This window comes from Actinomadura montaniterrae, assembly GCF_008923365.1.
Classification (GTDB): Bacteria; Actinomycetota; Actinomycetes; order Streptosporangiales; family Streptosporangiaceae; genus Spirillospora; species Spirillospora montaniterrae.
The window spans coordinates 25,012-48,561 of sequence record NZ_WBMR01000024.1; the positions used below are offsets into that span (position 1 = coordinate 25,012).

Genomic DNA, 23,550 nt, shown 5'->3' on the forward strand with positions numbered 1-23,550 from the left:
ACCGCCCGAGGCCGGCGCCCGAGGCCGGCGCCCGAGGCCGACGCGGGCCAGGTCAGAGGGCCATGCCGACCCAGCGGCGATAGGCGTCCATGTCGACGTTGCCCCCGCACACGATCGTGGCCACGTGCCGTCCGGCGAAGCGGTCGCGGTCCTCGAGGACCGCCGCGACGCCCAGCGCCGCCGACGGCTCGACGACGAGGCCGGCGTGGTCGAGGAGCATCCGCATCCCCGCGACGATCGACGCCTCCCGGACCAGGACGGCGTCGTCGGCGACCAGAAGGAGGTCGTCCAGCACGGCCGGGATGGGCCGCCGGCCCGCGACGCCGTCGGCGATGGTGTCGGTCGAGCCGGTGGTGACGACGCTCCCGCGCCGCCACGAGAGCGTCATCGCCGGAGCGCCCAGCGGCTGGACGCAGATCACCTCGACGCCGGGCGCCAGCGCCTTGAGCACGTGCCCGACGCCGGTGGCCATCGCCCCGCCGCCGAGCGCGATCAGGACGGCGTCGAGCGGAGGCGTGGCGTTGAACGGAGGCGCGGCGGCCGCGAGCTCCAGGCCGATGGTCGCCGCGCCCTCGCAGGTCTCGATGTCCAGGCTGTCCTCGACGAGCCGGATCCCGTCCCGGGCCGCGATGGCCGCGGCCCGGTCGCGGGCCATGTCGAAGTCGCCGTCCACCAGTTCCAGCTCGGCGCCCAGGGCGCGGATGCGGTCGAGCTTGGCCGCGGGCGCGGAGCGCGACGCGACGACGGTGACGTCGATCCCCCGCCCGCGCCCCGACCAGGCGAGGGCCTGGCCGAGGTTGCCCGCGCTGGCGCACACCGCGGCCCGCGCGCCGGAGCCGGCGAGCAGGCTCGTGACCAGCTCGGTGCCGCGCGCCTTGAAGCTGCGGACCGGGTTCGCGGTCTCGAGCTTGATGCTCACCGCGCACCCGAGTTCAGGTTCGAGCGCCTCGCAGCGATAGAGCGGGGTATCGAGGAAGACCGGATCGATCACCTCGCGAGCCGCCCGGACCCGCCCGACATCGATCCTCGTCCCCGCCACGACACAGCACCCTAGCCCGCCGTGAAGGTCGCCTGGCCGGCGGAGAGGACGGTCGTGCCGTCCACCGCGGCTTCGAAGGCGGTGGCGTCGCCGGCCTTCCAGGCGTCCACGGCGAGCTCGTCGCCGGGGAAGACCGGGGAGGCGAAGCGGGCTTCGAGTTCCCGCAGGTCGGCGGGGTGGGCGCCGGCCGCGGCGGCCAGCGGCAGCGTGACGGCGGCCAGGGTGCACAGGCCGTGCATGAAGGGGCGCGGCATGCCCGCGGCCTTGGCCGCGTCCGGGTCGATGTGCATGTGGTGGCGGTCGCCCAGCAGGCGGTAGAGCGCCGCCTGGTCCGGGTCCGTCCGGACGGGCAGGGAGAGGTCGGGCGCTCCGTCGGGCCGGGGCCGCGCCGACGGGCCCCGTTCGCCGCCGAACCCGCCGGAGCCCGGCGCGAACAGCGACCAGGTCGCCTCGAAGTACTCGCTGGTGACGGTGACGTCGAAGACGGCGGCGCGGCCCTTGTCCCAGACGTCGGAGACGTGCGCCGACATCTCGACGGCGCCCGAGCGCGGCAGCGGCGCCAGGACGCGGAGCCGCTGCGTGCCGTGCACCGCCGTCCGGACGTCGAAGGCGCCGGCGGAGCCGAGCGCGTCGGGCGCCCACTGCGCGAGCGTCAGCGCGAACGTCGGCAGGACGCGCAGCCGCTCCTCGAAGACGAGGTCGAGGTCGGTGGCGTGCGCGCCGACGGCGAGCGCGTAGAGGATGGGGCGCGTCTCGTCGTAGGAGACGGTGCGGGTGCCGAGGGGGCGGCCCTTCCAGTCGCCGGCGTTCACTGGTCCGCTCCGAGGATCAGGCCGCTGGTCGGGACGCCGGTTCCGGCGGTGACCAGGACGTTGTGGACGTCGCCCGGCTGGTTCACGGACGTGCCGCGCAGCAGCCGGACGGCTTCGGCGATGCCGTTCATGCCGTGGATGTAGGCCTCGCCGAGCTGGCCGCCGTGGGTGTTGAACGGCAGGCGGCCGGTGAGGGAGAGGTTGCCGTCGGCGATGAAGTCCTTCGCCTCGCCCTTCGCGCAGAAGCCGAGCTCCTCCAGCTGCGGCAGGACGAGCGGGGTGAAGTGGTCGTAGAGGATCGCGGCCTGGATGTCGGCGGGCGTCAGGCTCGACTGGGCGTAGAGCTGGCGGCCGACGAGCCCCATCTCGGGGATGCCGGAGATCTCGGAGCGGTAGTAGCTCGTCATCATGTGCTGGTCGTTGCCCGAGCCCTGCGCGGCGCCCCAGATGAGGGCGGGCTTGTGCGGCAGGTCGCGGGCGCGCTGCGCGGAGACGATGACGAGGGCCTGGCCGCCGTCGCTCTCCTGGCAGCAGTCCAGCAGGTGGAGGGGTTCGGCGATCCAGCGGGACGCCTGGTGCTCTTCGAGGGTGATCGGGCGCTCGTAGAACCACGCTTTGGGGTTGGTGGCGGCGTGCGCGCGGTCGACGACGGCGACGCGTCCGAAGTCCTCGCTGGTCGCGCCGTACTCGTGCATGTAGCGGGTGGCGAACATGGCGACCCACTGGGCGGGGGTCGACAGCCCGAACGGGGTCATCCACGAGTAGGCGGCGCGGTCGGCGCTGACGTCCATCGGGCGGTTCGCCTGGCCGAGGCCGTAGCGCTCGCCGGACCGCTCGTTGAACGCGCGGTAGCAGACGACGACGTCGGCGACGCCGGTCGCGACGGCCATCGCGGCCTGCTGGACGGTGCCGCAGGCGGCGCCGCCGCCGTACCCGACGCGGGAGAAGAACGTCAGCTCGCCGATGCCGAGGTTGCGGGCGATGTGGATCTCGCTGCTGGTGTCGGCGGTGAAGGTGACCAGGCCGTCGACGTCGGACGGTTCCAGCCCGGCGTCGGTGATGGCGGCGAGCACGGCCTCGCAGGCGAGCTGCAGCTCGCTGCGGCCGGACTCCTTGGAGAACTCGGTGGCGCCGATGCCGGCGATCGCGGCGGCGCCCGGCAGCACGCTCATTCCCCGCCCTCCTGCTCGTGGCCGGCCGGGAGCTGGACGACGACGGTCCCGGTGACGTGCGGGCCGATCGCGTTGACGCCGCGGACGGCGATCTCGACGCGGTGGCCGTCGTCGTGCTTTCCGGAGACGGTGCCGGTGAGGACCATGGTGTCGCCCGGGTAGTTGGGGGCGCCGAGCCGGATCCTGATCGCCTTGACCCGGGCGGCGGGTCCCGCCCAGGAGGTGACGTACCGGTCGACGAGCCCGTTGGTGGTCAGGATGTTCATGAAGACGTCCTTGGAGCCGCGGTCCGCGGCGAGCGCCGGGTCGTGGTGGACGTCCTGGTAGTCGCGGCTCGCGAGGGCGGTCGCGACGATCATCGTGCGGGTCAGCGGGATCGGCAGCTCGGGGAGCTCCTCCCCGACGGCGACCTGGTCGAAGGCGCGGCTCACAGGGCGGCGCCCAGGGTCTCGAGGCCGGCGGACGCGCCGCCGAGCATCCCGGAGATCTGCTTGCCCCACAGGAAGTGCCGGTGGACGGGGTAGTCGACGTCGACGCCGATGCCGCCGTGCAGGTGCTGGACGCGGTGGACGACGTTGAGCCCGCCCTCGTCCGACCACCACTTGGCGACGAGGACGGCGGTGTCGGCGTCCTCGCCCGCGGCGATCAGCGAGGCAGCGTGCCAGACGCAGACGCGCAGCGCGTCGATCTCGATGTAGCAGTCGGCGAGCTGGTGCTGGGCGGCCTGGAAGGTGCCGAGCGGGCGGCCGAACTGCTCGCGGGTGGAGAGGTAGTCGGCGGCGAGCCGGAGCGCGCCGTCGGCCACGCCGGTCTGGACGGCGGCGAGCGCGACGCGCGCCAGCCGCAGCGCGGTGTCCAGGGACCCTGCGGGGAGCTGCTGCGCGGGCGCGCCGTCGAGGACGAGGGTTCCGGCGCCGTCGTGCGCGGTGGTGCCGATGTGCTCCCAGCTCGTCCCGTCGACGCCGGTGCCGAGCAGGAACAGGCCGGGGCCGCCCGGGGTGCCGGCGGCGACGAGCATGAAGTCGGCGCCGTCGGCGTACGGGACGCAGGCCTTGGTGCCGGTGAGCCGCCATCCGTCGCCGTCGCGGACGGCCTCGCAGCGCGGGTGCGCGGGGTCGGCGGGCGCGAACTCCTCCAGCGCGAGCGTCAGCCGGGCCGTCCCGTCGGCGACGCCGGACACCAGCAGGCCGGAGGTGTTGTGCGCGGCGAGGGTGAGCGCGGCGGCGAGCGACGGCCACAGCGGGACGGGCGCGACGGTGCGTCCCTGCTCCTCCAGCAGGACGCACATCGCCTCGACGCCGAGGCCGGCGCCGCCCGCGTCCTCGGGCAGCGCGACGCCGAGCAGGCCGGCGGACGCGAGCTCGGCCCACAGGGCCTGGTCGGTGCCGGTGCCGGACTGCTCGGCGGCGCGGATCCGCTCCTGCGTGGCGTGGTCGGTGAAGATCTGCCGGGCCAGGTCCCTGACCGCTTCCAGCTCCTCGCCCAGGGTGAAGTCCATCAGCGCTCCTCGTGTGCGGCCGGGCGGAACACCGGCAGCGAAAGGTCAGGGTCGGGGTCGATCCAGTCGAGGACGACGGGCAGGCCGACCTCGACGTCCGCCGGCTCGACGCCGGCCATGTTCGCGATCAGCCGGGTGCCCTCGGCCAGCTCGATCACCGCGACGACGAGGGGGTAGTCGAACGCGGGGTGCCGCGGGTGGTGGTTGACCGTGAAGGTGTAGACGTGGCCCCGGCCGGACGACTCGACGGTGTCCCAGGCGAACGAGCCGCACTGGGGGCAGCAGGGGCCGGGCGGGTGCCGCAGCGACTTGCAGTCGGCGCACCGCTGGATGACGAGGCGGTGCTCGCGGGCGGCCTCGAACCAGAACGCGTTGTCCGGGTTGATCGCGGGCCGCGGCCGCAGCGCCTTCGGCTTCTCCTCCGCCGGCTTCTCGGGCGCGGCCTTGTCGGGCGCGGGCTTCTCGGCGGGGCGGAAGCGGAGCGTCCGCCACCGCTGCGTCGCGACGACCTCGCCGGACGCGTCCCGGTACGTCTTCACCGTGCTGACGAACCGGCCCGCGCCGAGCCCGGTCTTCTTCTCCGGCGAGATCGACTCGACGTGCTCCTCGACGGACACGTGGTCGCCGGGGACGAGCTCCCGCTCGAACTCCAACTCGGAGTCCGTCGCGACGACGGAGGTGTAGCCGCCCTCGGCGAGCAGCGCCACCAGCTCGTCGAACCCGCTGCGCTCGGCGGGCGGGCGGACGGTCGCGGCGTACCCCCGCATCGTCCACGCCTGGATCATCGACGCGGGCGCCACGACGCCGTCGCGCCCGGTGGCCTTCGCGGCGTCCTCGTCCAGGTAGACGGGGTTGGCGTCCTCCATCGCCTCGACCCAGTGCCGGATCATCGGGACGTTCACCGGGTCCTGGCCGGGGCGCCGCGCGACCAGCTCGCGCCCGACCCACGCCTGGAGGCGCTCCTCGTAGTCGTCGCTCACGCCGGCGCCGCTCATGCCCGCTTCACCCTCGGCAGCCCGAGCCCCTGGACGGCGACCATGTCGCGCAGCACCTCGTTGACGCCGCCGCCGAAGGTGTTGACGATGCCCTGCCGGGACAGCTGCTCGATCTGCCCGTACAGCACCGCGCCCGGCGACTCGGGGCGGATCCGGCCCGCCGCGCCGAGGATCCCGGTCAGCGTCCGCTGCACGAAGATGTGCGTCTCGGTGCCGTAGGACTTCGCCGCGCCCGCCTGCGCGCCGGTCAGCTCCCCGGCCTCGACCGCCATCGTCATCTTCCAGTTCATCAGCCGCATCGCCTCCAGCCGGGCGTAGGTGCGGGCGAGGTCGGCGCGGACCCACGGCAGGTCGATGACGCCGTTCTCGCGGGCCCAGTCCCGGACGTCCTCCCACAGCCGGATCATCCGGCCGCCGAGCGCGGCGAGCCCGATCCGCTCATGGTTGAGCTGGGTGGTGATGAGCCGCCAGCCGCCGTCGACCTCCCCGACGACCTCGGTCGCCGGGACGCGGATGCCGTTGTAGTAGGTGGCGGTCACGACCATCCCGCCGACCGTCTGGATCGGGCTCCAGGAGAACCCGTCCGCGCTGGTCGGGACGATGATGATCGAGATGCCCCTGTGCTTCGGCACGTCCGGGTTCGTGCGCGCGGCGAGCCACACGTAGTCGGCGGTGTTGGCGCCGCTGGTGAACACCTTGTTGCCGTCGACCACGTAGTGGTCGCCGTCCAGGACGGCCTTGGTGCGCAGCGACGCGAGGTCGGTGCCGGCGTCGGGCTCGGAGTAGCCGATCGCGAAGACGATGTCGCCGGCGAGGATGCCGGGCAGGAACTTCTTCTTCTGCTCCTCGGTCCCGTACCGCATCAGCGTCGGCCCGACGGTGTTCACGGTGACGAACGGGAACGGCAGGCCCGCGCGCTGCACCTCGTCGAAGAACACGTACTGCTCGGCGATCGACTTGCCCTGCCCGCCGTACTCGGCGGGCCAGCCGTAGCCGAGCCAGCCGTCCTGGCCGAGCATCTTGACGATCTCGCGGAACGTGCCGCCGCCGACGCCCTCCTCGCCGGCCCGGCGGCGGACGTCCGGGGGCAGCAGGCCCGCGAAGTAGGCCCTCAGTTCCGCGCGCAGTTCCTGGTGCGCTGCGGACTCACGCAGATCCATGTACGCCTCTCGTGGTCGTCGGGTCGGTTCGGCCGTGTCCGGGGGTCGGGCGGGTCGGGGCTGGTCGGGCGGGTCAGGGCAGGAAGCGTTCGCGGCCGCTGGCGGTGAACTCCTCGCGGAGCGCCGCCTTGTCGGCCTCGGTCATCGGACGGTAATCGGGCGCGCCCCGGCCCGCCCAGCGGTAGACGGGGTCGGTGGTGCGCCAGCCTTCGAGCTGCAGCTGCTTCTTGCTGAGCTTGCCGGAGCCGGTCGTCGGCAGCGCGTGCGAGACGCGGACGAAGCGCGGCGCGCCCTTGCTGCCGAGGTCGTCCTGGGCGGTGAGGAACGCGGCGAAGTCCAGGTCCTCGAACTCCACGCCGTCCGGCAGTTCGATCGCGGCCATCACCTGGTCGCCGGAGCGCGGGTCCGGGACGCCGAACGCGACCGCGTCGACGATCTTCGGGTGGCGGCGGATCACGGTCTGGGTGAGCAGCGCGGAGATGTTCTCGGAGTCGACGCGGATCCAGTCGCCGGACCGTCCCGCGAAGTACAGGAACCCGGCCTCGTCGATGTAGCCGAGGTCGCCCGTCCAGTACCAGCCGTGCCGGACGCGCTCGGCGTCCGCCTCGGGGTTCTTGTAGTACCCCTCGAACTTCTCGGCGCCGTCGACGTCGACGATCTCGCCGACCGCCTCCTCCGGGTTGACGACGCGGCCGAAGCCGTCGAGGACGGCGCGGGCGCACGTCTCGCGGGTCTCGGGGTTCACGATGCGGACGCCGCCGTGCATCGGGACGCCGAACGCGGTCGGCGGCGTGTCCGGCACCCGCTTGATCATCCCGGCGCCCTCGCTGGACCCGTACCCCTCGACGAGCCGCGCGCCGAAGCGGCGCAGGAACGCGGCCTTGTCCTCCGGGGACGCCTCGGTGCCGAACCCGTGCGTGAGCGTGTTGTCGGCGTCGTCGGGCCGCTCGGGCGTGGTGAGGATGTAGCCGATCGCCTTGCCGACGTAGGTGAAGAACGTCGCGCCATAGAAGCGGACGTCCGGCAGGAACCCGGACGCGGAGAACTTCGGCGTGAGCACGACGCACGCGCCGGCGGCCAGCGACGGCGCCCACAGCGCCATCAGCGCGTTGCCGTGGAACAGCGGCATCGGGCAGTAGCTGATGTCGTCGCGCTTGATGTCGTACTTGGCGCTGTTGTTGCGGCCCAGCTCGGCGAGCCGTCCCTGCGAGCAGCGCGCCGCCTTGGACGCGCCGGTCGTCCCGGACGTGAACAGCAGCAGCATCTGCGTCTTCGGGGTGATCGACGGGTCGCGCTCGGGCTCGCAGGCGTGGTCCTCGACCAGCGGCGCGTAGCCGGGGTCGTCGATCAGGAGGAAGCGGTCGCGGGGGACGCCGATGTCCAGGCCGTCCAGCAGCTTCGCGCCGGCCGCGTCGGTGATCAGGAGCTGGAGGTCGGTGTGCCGGACCTCCTGCTCCAGGTACGCGCCGGTCCGGGTCGGGTTGATCCCGACGATCGTCGCGCCGCTCAGCGCCGCCGCGCCCAGCCACAGCACGTACTCGGGCACGTTGTCGAGCAGCACGCCGATGTGGAACGGTCCGTCCCGGCGCAGCTCCCGGGCCAGCGAGGCCCGTGCGGCGCTCTCCCGGACGACCTCGTCCCACGTCGACGTCCGCTCGCGGCTGCGCAGGCCGGGCCGCTCGTCGCCGAGCTTCTCCAGCAGCAGGTCCGCGATCGTCTCGTCACGCACGCGCGGCACCCCAGGCCGGCTCGGTGGACAGGACGCAGTGCGTGCCGCCGTAGATCGCCGTCATGCACTTGTTGCAGTGGATGCACAGCGACCCGGTGGCGGGCTCGTCCTTGATCCGGTTGATCAGGTCGGGCTCGCGGAGCAGCGCGCGGGCCATCGCGACGAACTGGAAGCCCTCCGCCATCGCCGTGTCCATCCCGGCCCGGTCGGTGACGCCGCCGAGCAGGATCATCGGCAGCTTCACCGCGGCGCGGATCTGCCGGGCGTCCTTCAGCAGGTAGAGGTCCTGGTACGGGTACGACTTCAGGAAGTGCTTGCCGATCAGCTTGATGCCGAGCTTCGTCGGCTGCTTCATCACGGCGGCGAACTCGTGCAGCGGCGCGTCGCCCTTGAACAGGTACATCGGGTTGAGCAGCGAGCTGCCCGCGGTCATCTGGAGGGCGTCGACGGAGCCGTCCTCCTCCAGCCACCGCGCGACCTGGATGGCCTCGTCGATCCAGAAGCCGCCGGGCACGCCGTCGTCCATGTTCAGCTTCGCGGTGATCGCGATGCGGTCGCCGACGGCGTCGCGGACGGCGCGGCCGATGTCGCGCGCCAGCCGGGCCCGGTTCTCCAGCGAGCCGCCGTACTCGTCCTTGCGGTGGTTGACCTTGGGGCTGAGGAACGAGCTGGTCAGGTAGTTGTGCCCCATGTGGATCTCGATCGAGTCGAACCCCGCCTCGATCGCCATCCGGCCCGCGCGGGCGTGCGCGTCGACGACCCGCGCGATGTCCGCGTGCGTGGCGGCCCGCGCGACGGTCTGCGTCGTCAGGTGGAAGTGGCGGCTCGGCGCGAGCGAGGGCAGCCTGTTGCTCTTCGGGTTGGCGACCGGGCCCGCGTGCCCGATCTGCGCCTGGACGGCCGCGCCCTCGGCGTGCACGGCGTCGGTCAGCTTGCGCAGGCCGGGCATCGCCTCGTCCCGCCAGTGGATCTGCCGGCTGTCGGTCCGGCCCTCCGGCGCCACCGCGCAGTACGCGACGGTCGTCATCCCGACGCCGCCGCGCGCGTGCCGGACGTGGAAGTCGATCAGCGCGTCGGTGACCTGCCCCTTCCTGGTCAGCCCCTCGTAGGTGGCCGCCTTGATGGTGCGGTTGCGCAGCGTGATCGGCCCCAGCTTCGCCGGGGTGAACACATCGGGGGTTTCCTTGGTCATCGAGTTCCCTGGGTGAGTCTTGCGGGTCGCCGCGGGCCCGAGGTGGGTGGCCACTCGACGTTAATCAGCGGGATGCCCGGACGTTCCGGACATCCCGCTGACTGGGAGCGATGGGCCTCAGCGCGATTCGAGCGCCGCGGTGATCTGGTCGGTGTGGGACTGCTGCTCCATGAGCTGGCGCAGGAGCCACAGCCGCAGGACGCGGGTGACGGCGGACGCCAGGTACAGCGCGGCGCCGAGCACCGTCACCGCCAGGAAGCCGGTGGCGAGCGTCTGCAGCGACCCGACGTCGCGCATGTCGTCCCGCGTGAGCGAGACGTTGTAGGCGACGAACGCACCGACCACCCCGACGACCATCGCGAGCGCGCCGGCGATGCGGAGCGCCCCGTCGAAGCGTGGGCCGTCGGCCCTCAGCCTCTGCCGGGCCACGTCGTCCTTGAACTTCTCGCGTCGTTCCTCGGTGAGCATCGTCAACCTCCCAGGTAGTCGCCGGCCATCCGGCCCTCGATCTCGGCGGGCGCGCCGGTCGCCACGACCCGCCCGTTCAGCATCAGCGCCGCGGTGTCGGCGATCGGCAGCACGGCGCGCGCGAACTGCTCGGCCACCAGCACCGACAGGCCCTCCTCGACCAGTCCGGCGACCGTGTCGTACATCCGCGTCACGATCATGGGCGCGAGGCCCATGGACAGCTCGTCGAGCAGCAGCACCGCGGGGTCGGTGCCGAGCGCCCGCGACAGCGCGAGCATCTGCTGCTCGCCGCCGGACATCGACCCGGCGAGCTGGTCCCGCCGCTTCCCGAGGATCGGGAAGCGGCCGTACGCCTTCTCCTCCAGGTCGGCGAGCCGGGCGCCAGTTCCGGTGGCGGCCCACAGGTTCTCCCGGACGGTCAGGTTCGGGAACACGCCCCGGCCCTCCGGGATCGAGCAGACGCCGAGCTTCGCGGCGTCCTGCGCGGAGATGCCGTTCACCTTCCGTCCGGCGAGCCGCAGTTCCCCGCCCGTCGCCGGATGCAGGCCCGCGCACACACGCATCGTGGTGGACTTGCCGCCGCCGTTCGGGCCGAGCAGCGCCAGCAGCGAGCCCGGCCTGAGGGCGAGGTCGACGCCGTGCAGCACCTCGATCGCACCGTACCCGGCGCGGACCCCGGCCAGCTCCAGCAGCGGCTCCGCCTCCGTCCCCGTCATGACGCCGCCTCCTCGGTGCCGATGTAGGCGGCGATGACCTTCGGCGACTCGCGGATCTCCCGCGGCGTCCCGGACGCGATCAGCTCGCCGTAGTCCAGCACGTGGATCGCCGAGCACAGCCGCATGACCAGCGGCAGGTCGTGCTCGACCAGGCAGATCGCGAGACCCTCGGCGGCCAGGCCGGTGAGCATCTCCGCGAACGCCTCGGTCTCCCGCTCGGTCTGCCCGGACGCGGGCTCGTCGAGCAGCAGGACGCGCGGCGAGGTCATCAGCGCCCGCGCCACCTCGACGACGCGGGCCCGCCCGATCGGGACGTCCGACACGTCGCGGCCGGCGATGTCGGTCAGGCCCGTCCGTTCGAGGACCGCGTCGGTGGCCTCGTCGAGCTGCTTGCGGGACCCCTTGCGCAGGACGTCGCCCGCGACGCGGACGTTGTCGCGCACCGACAGCGACAGGAACAGCTCCAGCCGCTGGAAGGTGCGCGCCATGCCGCGCCGCGCGCGCTTGGCCGGGGACAGCCCGGTGATGTCGGCGCCGTCCAGCAGCACCTGCCCGGACGCGGGCTTCTGGAGCCCGGTGATGGTGTTGAACATCGTCGTCTTGCCGGCGCCGTTCGGGCCGATGAGGCCGGTGATCTGCCCTTCGTCCATGGTGAGGCCGACGCCGTCGACCGCGGTGTTGCCGCCGAACCGGACGGTGATGTCCCGGGTTTCAAGCAGGGGCATTCGCTTCTCCCCTCAGGGCGGGCGCGAGACGGGCGGGCCGGTGCGCGGCCGGCAGCCCGAGCGCGCGGTCGAGCTCGGTCCGCAGCTCGTCGGTGTACGGCTCGTCCACACCGGCCAGCTCCGGCGGCGTCCGCCGGACGCGTCCCTCCGCCCGGTACATGTCGCCGGCGAGCGGCAGGAACATCGCGACGCAGAGCGCGGCGATCCCGAACGTCCAGGCGCCGATCACGCCGGTGACCGCCAGGACGTACAGCACCGCGCCCACCGCGCCGCCCCCGTACAGGACGGGCCTGGCGCCGTCGCGCATCCGCCGGTAGCCGTCGGCGATGTCGTGCACGAACCCGCTCGGGTTGCGTCCGACGCCCATCCCGACCAGCGCGGTCAGGACCAGGACGAGGTGGCCGAGCAGGGTGTAGACGTTCGCCATCCCCTCGTGCGCCAGCGCCAGGTCGTTGAACGTGGCGACCAGCACCGCGGACCCGGCGCCCGCCATCAGCCCGCCGACCAGCGCGCCGCTGATGTAGCCGATGCCGGCGACGACGACGAGCATCAGCAGGCCGAGGCTGCCGACGAAGGTGAAGTTCTCCTGCGAGACGGTGCCGCTGGCCGACGCCATCAGCACGCCGCCGAGCCCGGCGATCGCCGCCGAGATCATGAAGACGCTCAGCTTCAGCCGGACGAGGTTCTGGCCGAGCATCGCCGTCGCGGCCGGGCTGTCCTTCATCGCCGCGAGCCGCCGCCCGTACCCGCTGCCCCGCAGCGCGGCGAGCCCGATGCCGATCAGCGCGAACAGCACCGTCGCGGTCATCAACGAGGACGTCCCGTTCCGCAGGTCGAGCGGGCCGGCCTTCAGCGGCGGGACGACCAGCGACCCGTCCGGGAACAGCGTGAACCTCATCCCGAGCAGCTCGTGCTCGGTGGTGTCGCGCAGCACCATGTTCGACAGGAACTCCCCGAACGCCAGCGTGGCGAGCGCCAGGTACAGGCCGCGCAGCCGCAGCGCCGGGAGCGCGACGAGCCCGCCGGCCAGCGCCGCCGCGACGACGGCCAGCAGCACGCCCTGCACGTTCAGCCGCGCCGCGAGGCCGCTGCCCTGCACCCCGAAGTGGAACGCGACGACCGTCGCGACCGCCCCGAACGCCAGCGGCGCGAGGTTCAGCTCGCCCGCGTAGCCGGTGAGGACGGTCAGCGACAGCGCGATGATCGCGAACGTCATGCCGAGCGCGAGCGTGGTGACGCCCGCGTCCGACAGCAGCAGGCTGTACAGGTACACGCCGGCGACCAGGACCGCGCCCCACACCGCCGCCGACCGGACGGTCGGCGGCCGGTACCGCTCGCGGGTGCGGACGGCGGCGCCGCGCAGCCGGTCCTGCGGCAGCACCACCAGCACCACGAACAGGATGATCATCGGCAGCGAGACCCGCAGGTTGCCGGTGAAGGTCCCGGCGGACGGCAGGTAGGCCAGCACGTAGTTCGCCGCGAGCCCCAGCACCATCGCGCCCGCGAAGGTGCGGGGGATGCTGCGCAGCCGGCCGAACATCGCCGCCGCGAACGCGTCGATGACCAGCAGCGTCAGGTGGTTGGCGTCCAGCGCGCCGCCGCTGATCGGCACGATCAGCACGCCCGCGGTCACCGCGAGGGTGGAGCCGAGCGCCCACGACAGCATCGCGGCGCGCTCCGGGTCGTGCCCGTTCAGGCGCAGCAGGTCCGGGTCGTCGACCGAGCCGCGCATCACCACGCCCGCGCGGGTGCGGGTGAACAGCACCCGCAGCCCGGCGGCGATGGCCACGGCGGCGACCAGGCAGACGATCTCGTGGTACCGGACCTCCACCCCGCCGAGCGAGACCTTGGCGCCGGTGCCGAAGAACATGTCCACGGTGCGGGCCTGGTCCGGGTCCCACACCCACTGGGCGAGGTACACCGTGCCGAGCAGCACCGACACCGTCACGATGATCTTCGTGACGTCCGCGGTGCCGCGCAGGCCCTTCATGATCACCGCGTGCAGGGCGGCGCCCATCGCCGGGCCGACCACCCCGATCACCGCGACCAGCGCCAGCCACACCGGCCAGCCCCACTGCTGGAACTGCCAGTACAGGAACGTGCCGAACATGGCCTGCGCGCCGTGCGCGAAGTTGAAGATCCCCGAGGTGTTGTACGTCAGCACCAGCCCGGACGCCGCGATGGAGTACACCGCGCCGAGGACGAGGCCCAGGATGGTGTAGGTCAGGAACGTCGTCATTGATTCACCGCCATGTGTCGCGCCTCCGGCGGAATCAGGAGGACTGGGGCTTGATGACGTCGCCGGTCAGGAACTTGGTCGACGTGCGGTCGCCGTCGAGCGTGGTGCCCCAGGTCTTCGGGTCGGTCTTGATGACGAAGTCGCCGCCGCACTCGAACTCGCCGACGTTCTTCGGGAAGACCTGCTCGTACTTGTCGCCGTGCAGGCGCACCATCAGCGCGCACGACGCGGGCTTGTTGGCGCCCGGGTCGGTCGGCGCGTGCAGCCCGCCGCCCGTCCACTCGTGGACCTTCGCCAGTTCGTTGACCATGCACTGGCGGGTCAGGTCGGACCCGCACGCCTTGGCCGACTGCGCCCACAGCAGGAACGACGACGTCGCCTGCATGCCCAGCAGCGCGATCTTGCCCTTGTGGGCGTTGACGATGTCCATGTACTGCTTGACCGCGGGCACCTTGGCCGCGTTCTCGAACGGCTGGAAGATCATGCCGATGTTGATGTCGTCGCCGATACCGGCCTTGTTCCACTGCGAGACGAGCGAGCTGTACCAGGTCGCCTCGAACAGGTACGTCGGCTTCAGCCCCGCCCGGTCGTCGGCCTCCAGCAGCCCGAGCGCCGCCGGGGTCGGCGAACCCGACGTCCACAGGTTCCGCGCGCCGCAGTCCTTCAGCTTCAGCGCGAACGGCGTGTAGCTGCTCTCACCGGCGGTGTTGGTCTTGACGCCGCAGTCCAGCGGCTTCACGCCGATCTGCTTCATCGCGGCCTCGACCTTGGCGTTGCCGGTCTCGACCGCCGGCGACGTCGTGTGCAGCAGGTCCGTCTTGTCCTTGAAGTTCGGGAACTCCTTCTCCGCGATCCGCAGCGCCCCGATGTTGTACAGGTCCACCGGGTACGGGACCGCCTCGAACTTCATCGGGCCCATCGCCGCGTTCGGGCCGACGGTGTAGCCGGCGACCGTCGGCAGCTTGCAGCCGACCCGGTACTGCTCGGCGGCGTCGTCCATGGCGAAGCCCTGGCCGACCAGCATGAAGTCCTGCTTGCAGGCCTGCTGCACCACCTTCACGGACTGGGTGTAGGCGGCGTCGTACTGGTCGCCCCTGATCTTGCGGCCGTTGATGCCGCCCTGCTGGTTGCACCAGTCGATCATGGCGCTGACCGCGTCGCCCATCTCCTTGGACAGGCCCGGCGCGGTCGTCGACCCGCGGTCGTCGCCGAACCCGATGCGGATCTCGTTGTCCGTGACGCCCTGGTCCGTGGAGCCCTTGGCGTCGCCCTTGCCGCACGGGGACGGCAGCGTCCCGAACGACGTGGCGCTCGCGCCGGCGGTCGAACCGCCGTCCCGCGAACCGCCGCCGCCGGACGTCGCGTCCGAACCGGAACGCGAGCTGGCGCAGGACGCCAGCAGCGTCACCGCGAGGGCGCCCGCAGCGAGGCGCCCGATCTTCTCGACCTTCATTCGGTCGGTCTCCTTTCACCGGCCGCACGGGCGGCGAGTGGGGTGGGGTTGTGCGGCGGGGGGCGTGGTCCCGGTTCACCAGGAACGGGACGGCGCACCGGCCGGAGCCGGCCGTGCCGGGCCGAAAGACGCTCTCTCAGCCGGGAAAAGACGCTCTCTCAGCCGAAATAGGCCTGGCCGCCGTCCAGGGGGACGGTCGCGCCGGTCAGGTAGCGCAGGCCCGGCTGGACGAGGGCGACGACGGCGTTGCCGATGTCGGCCTCGCAGTCGCCGATGTAGCCGAGCGGGATCGTCTTGCGGAACTCCTCCGCCGCCTCGGGGAACGCCTCCGTCCACCGCTTCAGCCCAGGTGAGAGGGCATGCGGGGCGATCGAGTTGGCGCGGATCCCGTCCGGCCCCCACTCGGCGGCGGCCGTCCGGGTCAGCGACCGCAGCGCCTGCTTGGCCGCCGCGTACGCGCCGTACGTCGTCGGGTCCCAGCGCACCATCGCCGACGTCACGAGGTTGACGATGTTGCCGCCGCCCCGCGCCTTCATCAGCGGATGGCACGCCTTCATGAACGCGAACGCCGCGAACGGGCCGGACACGAAGCCCCGCTGGAACTTCTCGTCGCTCATCTCCAGCAGCGGCCCGTACCCGCCCGAATAGGCGTTGTTGACGAGGATGTCGACGCCGCCGAACCGGGCCGCGACCGCGTCCACCACGCGGGGGATCGCCCCGGTGTCGGCCACGTCGCAGGCGAACGGCTCGGCGTCCGCGCCCCGCTCCCGGACCAGGGCGCACGTCGTCTCCAGCTTCGCGGGCGTCCGGCCGAGCACGGCGATCGCGGCGCCCTCCGACGCCAGCGCCAGCGCGATGCCCTGGCCGACGCCCTGGCCCGCACCGGTGACGATCGCGACCTTGCCGTCGAGGCTTCCCATGTCATCCCCCCTGCATCCGTCCTGGTGCGGTCATGGTGATGTGACGCGGCCCACGCAATAGCCGCAGTCCCGCTCACCGGGAACGCTCCAAGCAGGCCGGGTACCCTGCGGTCCGGTCTCGCTCAGCGGAAAGACCCGCTGGTCCCCGCGGCCGGGGTGAGAGCCTTCGGCCACGCGAGGAGGAGGCTTGATGCCCACGACGGCGATGGAGATCATGCAGCGGCTGACCGGCCCCGGCGGCGAGTTCGAACTGCGCGAGGAGGAGGTGCTCGGCACCCGGCTGCCGGTGTTCGCCGGACGGGCCCGGAGCCTCGGCGAGGTGCTCGCCCGGTCCGCCGCCCTCGGCGACCGCGACTACATCGTCACCGCGGCCCGGCGGCTGAGCTTCGCCGAGCACGCGGCGCAGGCCGCGTCGCTGGCGAAGGCGCTGCGCGACGAGCACGGCGTGCGGCCCGGCGACCGGGTCGCCATCGACGCCGCCAACACCCCGGAATGGATCGTCGCGTTCTGGGGCGCGATCGCGGCGGGCGCCATCGCCGTCGGCTACAACGCCTGGTGGGCGCCCCGCGAGATCGAGTACGCCCTCGGCCACACCGAGCCGAAGCTCGTCATCGCCGACGCCAAGCGCGCCGCGCAGATGCCGGCAGGCACCCGCGTGCTGACGGTCGAGGAGGACGTCCCGGCGCTCGCCGCCCGGTACCCGTCCGCCGGTTTCGACCTGCCGGACGTCGCCGAGGACGACCCCGCGGTCATCCTCTACACCAGCGGCACGTCAGGGCGCCCGAAGGGGGCGGTGCACTCGCACCGCAACCTGACCTCGGTGATCGAGTACCACCGGCTGAACGACGCGCTGCTGACCGCGTTCGGCGACCCCGCCGACCCCGCGTCCCGCCGCTACCTCCTCGCGCTCCCCCTCTTCCACATCGCCAGCCTGCACAACCTCGCCGTCCCCCGGCTCGCCACCGGCACCGCCGTCGTCATGCACGAGGGCGCGTTCGACGTCGACAAGGTCCTGCGGCTGATCGAGAAGGAGCGCGTGACGAACTGGGGCGCCGTCCCCACGATGGCGAACCGGATGATCGAGCACGGCGACCTGTCCCGCTACGACACGTCGTCGCTCACCGGGTTCGCGCTGGCGTCCGCGCCGTCCTCCCCGGCGTTCAAGGAGAAGCTGCGCGCCGCGTTCCCGCCCGCCGCGAACGCCCTCGTCGACAGCTACGGCCTCACCGAGACCTGCACCGGCGTCGCCGTCGCGTCCCCCATGGACCTCGCCGAGGCGCCGGGCACGCTCGGCCGCCCCGTCGCCGGCGTCGCGCTGGAGATCCGCGACGCCGACGGCAAGCCGCTGCCCGAGGGCGAGGAGGGCGAGGTCTGCGTCCGCAGCGCCTACAACATGCTCGGGTACTGGCGCGACGAGGAGGCCACCGCCCGCGCCATCGGCCCGGACCGCTGGCTGCGCACCGGCGACATCGGCACGGTCGAGCAGGGCCGCCTCCGCCTCACCGCCCGCCGCTCCGACCTGATCATCCGCGGCGGCGAGAACGTCTACCCGGCCGAGATCGAGAACGCCCTCGCCGAGTACCCGGGCGTCCGCGAGTGCATCGTCCTCGGCGTCCCGCACCCCGACCTGGGCCAGGAGGTCCTCGCCGTCGTCGTCTTCGGCGGCACCCCCGCCGCCGAGGCGGACCTGGCCGCGTTCGCCCGCGACCGCCTCGCCTACTTCAAGGTCCCGTCCCGCTGGAAGATCACCACCGACCCCCTCCCCCGCAACGCCACCGGCAAGGTCATCCGCCGCGAGGTGGAGAAGGCGCTCGGCTGACCCGGGATCAGGAGCGCCAGGCGGCCACCACGTCCTCCGGCGTCCAGACGAGGTCGACGCCGTCGCGCGCCTGGACGCCGGACAGGGACACCACCACGAGCCCGGCCGTGGCCGGGTCGAGCCCCGGGACCTGGACGGCCGCGCGCCGCAGCCCGGCGAGGTCGTGGTCGTCGAAGGGGCCGGCGAGCCACTTGACCGACCCGGCGAACGCGATGCGGCCCGCGACGGGCGCGCGGTCGGCCCCGACCAGGTCGACCTCGGGATCGAACCGCCGGTTCCACCACCCGCCGACCGCCTCCACCTCCGGCCAGGGCAGGTCCGCGCGCTCGAGGGCCTGCCGCACCAGCGGCTCGACGGCGCGCCCGCGCCACGAGGTCCAGCGCCGCCGGACGATCCGGAAGCCCGCCTCCGGGCGGCCCCGTCGCGCCTGCTCGTGCGCCGCCCGCAGCGCCGCCAGGTACAGCCGCAGGTTGCTGTCGGCGATGCGGTAGAGGGCGGGCTTGCCGGGCCGCGCCGACAGCGGCTCGTCCACCGCGATGATCCGCTTCTCCTCGGTGAGGCGCCGCAGGAGGGGCGAGAGGGTCCCCGACGGGAGCGCGCCGTCGCGGCTGCCGGCGGACGCCGCGATGTTGGCGTGCGTGCGGTCGCCGGACCCGACCGCCTCGATGACGCGGCGGGAGACGTCGGGGTTGGGGAACTCGGCGAGCAGCGACGCCTCCGGGACGCCGAACAGCGCCGCCGCGGGGTCGGCGCACTCCTCCTCGAGGAACTCCAGCGCGGGCGTCCCGTGCGGCCAGGTGCGGACGATCCCGGGCAGCCCGCCCGACACCAGGTGCGCGTCGATGGCGTCCGCCGCCCCCAGCCCGAGGGCATCGCTCAGGTCCGCCGGGTTCAGCGGGCCGAGGGCCATGGTGTCGGCGCGCCCGTAGAACGGCCGGTCGTAGGCCGTGAGCCGCTCCATCATGTGCACGTCGCTGCCGAGCAGCAGGAGCAGCACGGGCTTGGACGACAGGAGCCGGTCCCAGCCCGTCTGCAGCGCGCCGTCGAACAGCGCGTCCTGCTCGGCCAGCCAGGGCAGCTCGTCCAGGACGAGGATGGACGGTGCGTCCGGCAGCACCGAGGCCAGCACCCGGAAGGCGTCCGGCCAGCTGCCGTTCTGCAGCGTCGGGACGAGTTCGGAGTCCGCCGGCAGCGCCGACTCCCGGACGTCCCGGAGGAAGGCGTCCACCGCCTCGATCGGAGAGGCGCCCTTGGTGGCGGTGGAGAACACGTACGGCACACCGGCGCGGTCGCAGAACTCCTGGACGAGCCGGGACTTGCCCACCTGCCGCCGCCCGCGCAGCGCGAGCGCCGCTCCCGTCCCGGTCCTGGCGACCCGTTCCAGCCGCTTGCGCAGGACGGCGAGCTCCGCGTCCCGCCCGATGAACCCCGCCAAGGTAGCTCCACTCTACGTAGATGGCATCTACATAGATTAGCCCAATACCCGCATGAGGACGGGCCGCCGGTCAGCGGGGGCGGGGCGGGTACTTGGCGATGAACAGGCCTTCGGCGGTGACGCAGGGGCGGCCGTTCGCGCTGATGGCGCCGGTGGTGCGGATCTTGCGGCCGTCGACGGAGACCTGGCGGGCGGTGACCGTCAGGGGCTCGAACAGCGGCGTCAGGTGGTGGTAGCGGAGGGTCAGCTCCGCCGTCATGCCGGACGTGCCGGCCCACCCGTTCGCGACGCCGAGGGTGTGGTCGAGCATGAGCGCGGAGACGCCGCCGTGGACGCTGGACGGCGGGCCCTGGTAGGGCAGGTCCAGCGTGACGGTGCTCTCGATGGATCCGTCGGGGCGGCCGACGTAGGCGAGCGGCGGCGCGATCGGGTTCTCCGGGCCGGTCGCCGGGTCGTGGCGGGTGTTGCCGTCGCCGCGCCACATGTTCACCAGGCGGTCGCGCAGGGGCGGGGCCTGGGCCTCGAGGTCGTCGGCGACGGCGTTGAGCCGGTCGGCGATGTCGGCCATGTCGGCGCCGGAGATGTCCCCGGCCCGGACGAGCGCGCCGATCACCCGGCGGGCCGCCGCGGCGGCGCCGTCCACGCCGCAGGAGCGGCGGCCGGCCTGCAGGTCCATCGGCATCAGGCCCTCCCGGCGGGCTGCGGGTCGCGGGGCAGCCCGAGGAGCCGCTCGCCGATGATGTTGAGCTGGACGTCGGTGGTGCCGCCCGCGATCGACATGTTGCGGGAGTTGAGGAACATCCAGGTCGGGTCCCCCATGCCGCCGGGGCCCTCGCCGGTGAGCGCGTCCGCGCCGATCCAGTCGACGGCGGTCTCCCACACCTGCTGGATGTGCTCGACGCCGATCAGCTTGCCGATGCTGGACTCGGCGCCGGGCTGGCCGCCGGCGAGGGAGCGCAGCGTGGTGCGCAGTCCGAACAGGCTGCTGGACTGGGCGTCGCAGAGGATGCCGCCGAGGGTGGTGAGGCGCTCGTCGTCGGCGTTCCCGGCGGCGAGTTCGAGGAGGGCCTCGCCGCCGCTGCCGAGGGACGAGTCGTTGGACAGCGAGACGCGCTCGTTGGCGAGCGTGGTGCGGGCGAGCTTCCAGCCGTCGCCGGGCCCTGCGACGAGCAGGTCGTCGGGGATGAAGACGCCGTCGAGGAACACCTCGTTGAACAGCTCGTCGCCGGTCAGCTCGCGCAGCGGGCGGATGTCGATCCCGGGCGACGTCATGTCCAGCAGGAAGTAGGACAGGCCCTTGTGCTTGGGGACGGACGGGTCGGTGCGGGCGAGCAGGATGCCCCAGTCGGCCTGGCGGGCCATGGACGTCCAGACCTTCTGCCCGGTGATCTTCCAACCGCCGTCGGCCTTCTCGGCGCGGGTGGACAGGGCGGCGAGGTCGGAGCCGGCGCCGGGCTCGGAGAACAGCTGGCACCAGCGGATGTCGCCGCGCAGCGAGGCGGGCAGGAAGCGCTCGTGCTGGGCGGGCGAGCCGTGCGCGATCAGCGTCGGGACGACCCAGTTGCCGATGATCATGTCGTGGGCGCGCAGGTTGGCGGCGCGCATCTCCTCGGAGATGACGAGCTGGGTGACGGCGTCGGCGCCCTTGCCCCAGGGGGCGGGGAGGTGCGGGGCGGTGTAGCCGCGGTCGGCGAGGTAGCGGGTGCGTTCCTTGCCGGTGAGGGCCTTCGCGGGTTCGAGTTCGGCGCGTATCTCGGCGCGGACGGCCTCGGCCTCGGGCGGCAGGTCGACGCCGAGTTCGCGGCGGACGCCGGCGAGGGTGAGGGACGCGACGCGGCGCCGCCAGGACGCGGTGGAGCCGAGCAGGACGCGCAGGGTCTGGGTGCGGCGCAGATAGAGGCTCGCGTCGTGCTCCCAGGTGAAGCCGATGCCGCCGAGGGTCTGGATGCAGTCCTTGGCGGTCTGGAATGCGGCCTGGACGCTGGTGGCGCCGGCGACGGCGGCGGCGAGGGACGCCTCGCCGGACTTGGCGCCCGATTCGTCCTCGGCACCGGCTTCGTCCTGGGCACCGGCTTCGCCCTGGGCACCGGCTTCGCCCTGGGCACCGGCTTCGCCCTGGGTGCCGGCTTCGTCCTGGGCGCGGGCGGCGTCCCAGGCGCAGGCGCGGGCCTGCTCGGCGTGGGCGAGCATCCGGGCGCAGCGGTGCTTGACGCCCTGGAACTGGCCGATGGGGCGGCCGAACTGCTCGCGGACCTTGGCGTACTCGGCGGCGGTGGTGGTCGCCCAGTCGGCGAGGCCGGACGCCTCGGCGGCGAACAGCGTGGCGGCGAGGTCGAGGACGTCCTGCGAGTCCAGATTCACAACCGACTCCGCGGGGACGGTTGCGTTCTCCAACCCGACCCTGGCCAGGCGCCGGGTGAGGTCGTGGCTCGGCAGCGCCTCCACGGTGACGGCGTCGCGCGGCAGGACGACCCACGCCGTCGCGTCGCCGTCGGCGGCGGGCAGGACGAACACGTCGGCGAGCTGCCCGCCGAGCACCGGCGCGGAGACGCCGGTCAGCGTGACGACGCCGCCGGAGCGCGACAGCGTCAGCCCGCCCGCCTCCAGCCCGACCGCGCCGAGCGTCGCGCCGGACGCGAGCCCTTCCAGGTGCGCGGAGTGCCCGGCCCGGTGCAGCACCGCGCTCGCGAGGACGGTCGGCAGGAACGGCCCGGGGGTCATCGCGCGGCCGAGCTCCTCGACCACGACGGCCAGCTCGACCAGCCCGTACCCGGCGCCGCCCGCGTCCTCCGGCAGGTGCAGGCCGAGCAGTCCCTGCCCGGCGAGGTCGGCCCAGAACTCCGGCGCCTTCTCGGCCCCGGCGTCGACGGCCGCGCGGACGGCGGCCTGCGTCACCTGCCGGGACGTGAAGGCCCGCACCGCGTCGCGCAGGTCGCGGTGCTCCTCGGTCAGCCCGATGGTCATGTGCGTGAGTCCTCAGATCCGTTCGATGATGGTGGCCGTGGAGTGCGCGCCGCCGGCGCACATCGTGACGAGCGCGGTGGACTTGTCCGCGCGCTCCAGCTCGTTCACGGCCTGGGTGATCAGGCGGGCGCCGGTGGAGCCGACGGCGTGGCCGAGGGCGATGGCGCCGCCGTTGACGTTGACCTTGTCCATGTCCGGCTCGTGTACCGACGCCCACGACAGCACGACCGACGCGAACGCCTCGTTGATCTCGACGAGGTCGATGTCGGAGAGCTTCATCCCGGCGCGGTCGAGCACGTGCGAGGTCGCCTCGACCGGGCCGTCCAGGTGGTAGTACGGGTCGGAGCCGACCATGCCGGACGCGACGATCCGGGCGCGCGGCCGGAGCCCGAGCGCGGCGGCCTTCTCCGCCGACATCAGCAGCACCGCGGCGGCGCCGTCGCTGATCTGCGAGGAGTTCCCGGCGGTGTGGATGCCGTCCGGGATGACCGGGTTCAGCTTCGCCAGCGCCTCGGCGGTGGTGTCGCGCAGTCCCTGGTCGCGGGACACGACGGCGGTCTCGCCGGTCGGGCCCTCCTTGGTCATGACGGGCGCCTCGATCTCGACGATCTGCCCGGCGAACCGGTCCTCGTCCCACGCGCGCCGCGCCCTGGCCTGCGACGCGACGCCGAGCGCGTCGGCGTCCGCGCGGGTGATGCCGCGCTTCTTCGCGATCCGCTCCGCGGCGGTGAACTGGTCCGGGTAGTCGATCTCCCAGCCGTCGGGCGCCGGGCTGCCGGTGCCGGGCGCGAGGGCCTGGCCGAGGAACACCCGGCTCATCGCCTCGACGCCGCAGCCGATCCCGGCGTCGATCGCGCCGGCCGCGATCAGCCCCGCGACCAGGTGCACCGCCTGCTGCGACGACCCGCACGCGCAGTCGATCGTCGTGCAGGCCGTCGCGTACGGCAGGCCCGCGTACAGCCAGGCGTTGCGGGTGACGTTGTTGGACTGCTCGCCGACCTGCGTCACGCAGCCGCCGACGACCTGCCCGACCGCGGCCGGGTCGACGCCCGCGCGCTCCAGCAGCCCCTTCTGCGCCAGGCCGAGCAGCTGCGCCGGATGCAGCCCGGACAGCGCGCCGTAGCGCTTGCCGACCGGCGTCCGGACGGCGTCGACGATCACGGCCTCGGCCATGAGGATCTCCTTCTCGAGGTTCGTCGTCGAGCTGCGGCGCG

20 protein-coding genes are annotated in these 23,550 nt (G+C 73.1%); 1 reads left to right on the forward strand and 19 read right to left on the reverse strand.

All coding sequences use genetic code 11. The features are described from left to right. Window positions 1-52: 52 nt before the first annotated feature. The 15 genes from F9B16_RS11735 to F9B16_RS11805 form a co-directional block, all read right to left on the reverse strand. Window positions 53-1,039 carry a threonine ammonia-lyase gene (locus tag F9B16_RS11735; RefSeq protein ID WP_151540048.1) on the reverse strand — a complete coding sequence of 329 codons (987 nt, stop codon included), beginning with the start codon at window positions 1,037-1,039 and terminating at the stop codon, window positions 53-55. A gap of 11 nt (window positions 1,040-1,050) precedes the next feature. Beyond that, window positions 1,051-1,851, reverse strand: a complete 801-nt coding sequence (locus F9B16_RS11740; RefSeq protein ID WP_151540049.1) for a MaoC/PaaZ C-terminal domain-containing protein — start codon at window positions 1,849-1,851, stop codon at window positions 1,051-1,053. Further along, window positions 1,848-3,023: a lipid-transfer protein gene (locus F9B16_RS11745; protein WP_151540050.1), complete on the reverse strand. Its 1,176-nt coding sequence runs from the start codon at window positions 3,021-3,023 to the stop codon at window positions 1,848-1,850. Before F9B16_RS11745 ends, F9B16_RS11740 begins: the two co-directional genes overlap by 4 nt. After that, the gene (locus tag F9B16_RS11750; protein ID WP_225991565.1) at window positions 3,020-3,454 is read right to left on the reverse strand and encodes a MaoC family dehydratase; all 435 of its coding nucleotides are present in this window, start codon (window positions 3,452-3,454) and stop codon (window positions 3,020-3,022) included. Before F9B16_RS11750 ends, F9B16_RS11745 begins: the two co-directional genes overlap by 4 nt. Beyond that, window positions 3,451-4,521, reverse strand: coding sequence for an acyl-CoA dehydrogenase family protein (locus F9B16_RS11755; RefSeq protein ID WP_151540051.1), 1,071 nt, complete (start codon window positions 4,519-4,521; stop codon window positions 3,451-3,453). The genes F9B16_RS11750 and F9B16_RS11755 overlap by 4 nt, the downstream gene beginning before the upstream one ends. Then, on the reverse strand, window positions 4,521-5,516 hold the full coding sequence (locus F9B16_RS11760) for a bifunctional MaoC family dehydratase N-terminal/OB-fold nucleic acid binding domain-containing protein (RefSeq protein ID WP_151540052.1): 996 nt from the start codon (window positions 5,514-5,516) through the stop codon (window positions 4,521-4,523). The genes F9B16_RS11755 and F9B16_RS11760 overlap by 1 nt, the downstream gene beginning before the upstream one ends. Further along, complete coding sequence (locus F9B16_RS11765; RefSeq protein WP_151540053.1) at window positions 5,513-6,676, reverse strand: acyl-CoA dehydrogenase family protein; 1,164 nt, start codon at window positions 6,674-6,676, stop codon at window positions 5,513-5,515. Before F9B16_RS11765 ends, F9B16_RS11760 begins: the two co-directional genes overlap by 4 nt. A 73-nt stretch (window positions 6,677-6,749) precedes the next feature. Then, window positions 6,750-8,405: an AMP-binding protein gene (locus tag F9B16_RS11770; RefSeq protein ID WP_151540054.1), complete on the reverse strand. Its 1,656-nt coding sequence runs from the start codon at window positions 8,403-8,405 to the stop codon at window positions 6,750-6,752. Then, complete coding sequence (locus F9B16_RS11775; protein ID WP_151540055.1) at window positions 8,398-9,597, reverse strand: NADH:flavin oxidoreductase; 1,200 nt, start codon at window positions 9,595-9,597, stop codon at window positions 8,398-8,400. Before F9B16_RS11775 ends, F9B16_RS11770 begins: the two co-directional genes overlap by 8 nt. Before the next feature lie 117 nt (window positions 9,598-9,714). Then, window positions 9,715-10,065, reverse strand: a complete 351-nt coding sequence (locus tag F9B16_RS11780) for a hypothetical protein (RefSeq protein ID WP_192808736.1) — start codon at window positions 10,063-10,065, stop codon at window positions 9,715-9,717. A 2-nt stretch (window positions 10,066-10,067) separates the two neighbouring features. Next, on the reverse strand, window positions 10,068-10,781 hold the full coding sequence (locus F9B16_RS11785; protein ID WP_151540057.1) for an ABC transporter ATP-binding protein: 714 nt from the start codon (window positions 10,779-10,781) through the stop codon (window positions 10,068-10,070). Beyond that, complete coding sequence (locus tag F9B16_RS11790) at window positions 10,778-11,506, reverse strand: ABC transporter ATP-binding protein (RefSeq protein ID WP_151540058.1); 729 nt, start codon at window positions 11,504-11,506, stop codon at window positions 10,778-10,780. The genes F9B16_RS11785 and F9B16_RS11790 overlap by 4 nt, the downstream gene beginning before the upstream one ends. Further along, window positions 11,493-13,745, reverse strand: a complete 2,253-nt coding sequence (locus tag F9B16_RS11795) for a branched-chain amino acid ABC transporter permease (protein ID WP_151540059.1) — start codon at window positions 13,743-13,745, stop codon at window positions 11,493-11,495. Before F9B16_RS11795 ends, F9B16_RS11790 begins: the two co-directional genes overlap by 14 nt. A gap of 34 nt (window positions 13,746-13,779) precedes the next feature. Next, a complete protein-coding gene (locus F9B16_RS11800) occupies window positions 13,780-15,198 on the reverse strand; it encodes an ABC transporter substrate-binding protein (protein WP_151540060.1) in 1,419 nt (472 codons plus the stop codon). A 158-nt stretch (window positions 15,199-15,356) separates the two neighbouring features. Next, complete coding sequence (locus F9B16_RS11805; RefSeq protein WP_151540061.1) at window positions 15,357-16,118, reverse strand: SDR family NAD(P)-dependent oxidoreductase; 762 nt, start codon at window positions 16,116-16,118, stop codon at window positions 15,357-15,359. 190 nt (window positions 16,119-16,308) lie between these two features. On the opposite strand from F9B16_RS11805, the gene F9B16_RS11810 reads away from it, so the two are divergent. Next, on the forward strand, window positions 16,309-17,937 hold the full coding sequence (locus tag F9B16_RS11810; RefSeq protein WP_151540062.1) for a class I adenylate-forming enzyme family protein: 1,629 nt from the start codon (window positions 16,309-16,311) through the stop codon (window positions 17,935-17,937). A gap of 7 nt (window positions 17,938-17,944) precedes the next feature. Here F9B16_RS11810 and F9B16_RS11815 read toward each other — a convergent pair whose 3' ends face one another. The 4 genes from F9B16_RS11815 to F9B16_RS11830 all read right to left on the reverse strand — a co-directional run bounded on the left by F9B16_RS11815 (window position 17,945) and on the right by F9B16_RS11830 (window position 23,509). Continuing rightward, on the reverse strand, window positions 17,945-19,372 hold the full coding sequence (locus F9B16_RS11815) for an AAA family ATPase (RefSeq protein WP_151540063.1): 1,428 nt from the start codon (window positions 19,370-19,372) through the stop codon (window positions 17,945-17,947). 70 nt (window positions 19,373-19,442) lie between these two features. After that, window positions 19,443-20,054 carry a PaaI family thioesterase gene (locus F9B16_RS11820; RefSeq protein ID WP_151540064.1) on the reverse strand — a complete coding sequence of 204 codons (612 nt, stop codon included), beginning with the start codon at window positions 20,052-20,054 and terminating at the stop codon, window positions 19,443-19,445. Beyond that, window positions 20,054-22,336 (reverse strand): acyl-CoA dehydrogenase, encoded by a 2,283-nt coding sequence (locus F9B16_RS11825; RefSeq protein WP_151540065.1) that lies wholly within the window; start codon window positions 22,334-22,336, stop codon window positions 20,054-20,056. Before F9B16_RS11825 ends, F9B16_RS11820 begins: the two co-directional genes overlap by 1 nt. 12 nt (window positions 22,337-22,348) lie before the next feature. After that, entirely contained in the window at window positions 22,349-23,509 is a 1,161-nt protein-coding gene (locus F9B16_RS11830) for a steroid 3-ketoacyl-CoA thiolase (RefSeq protein WP_151540066.1), read from the reverse strand. Between the last annotated feature and the right edge of the window lie 41 nt (window positions 23,510-23,550).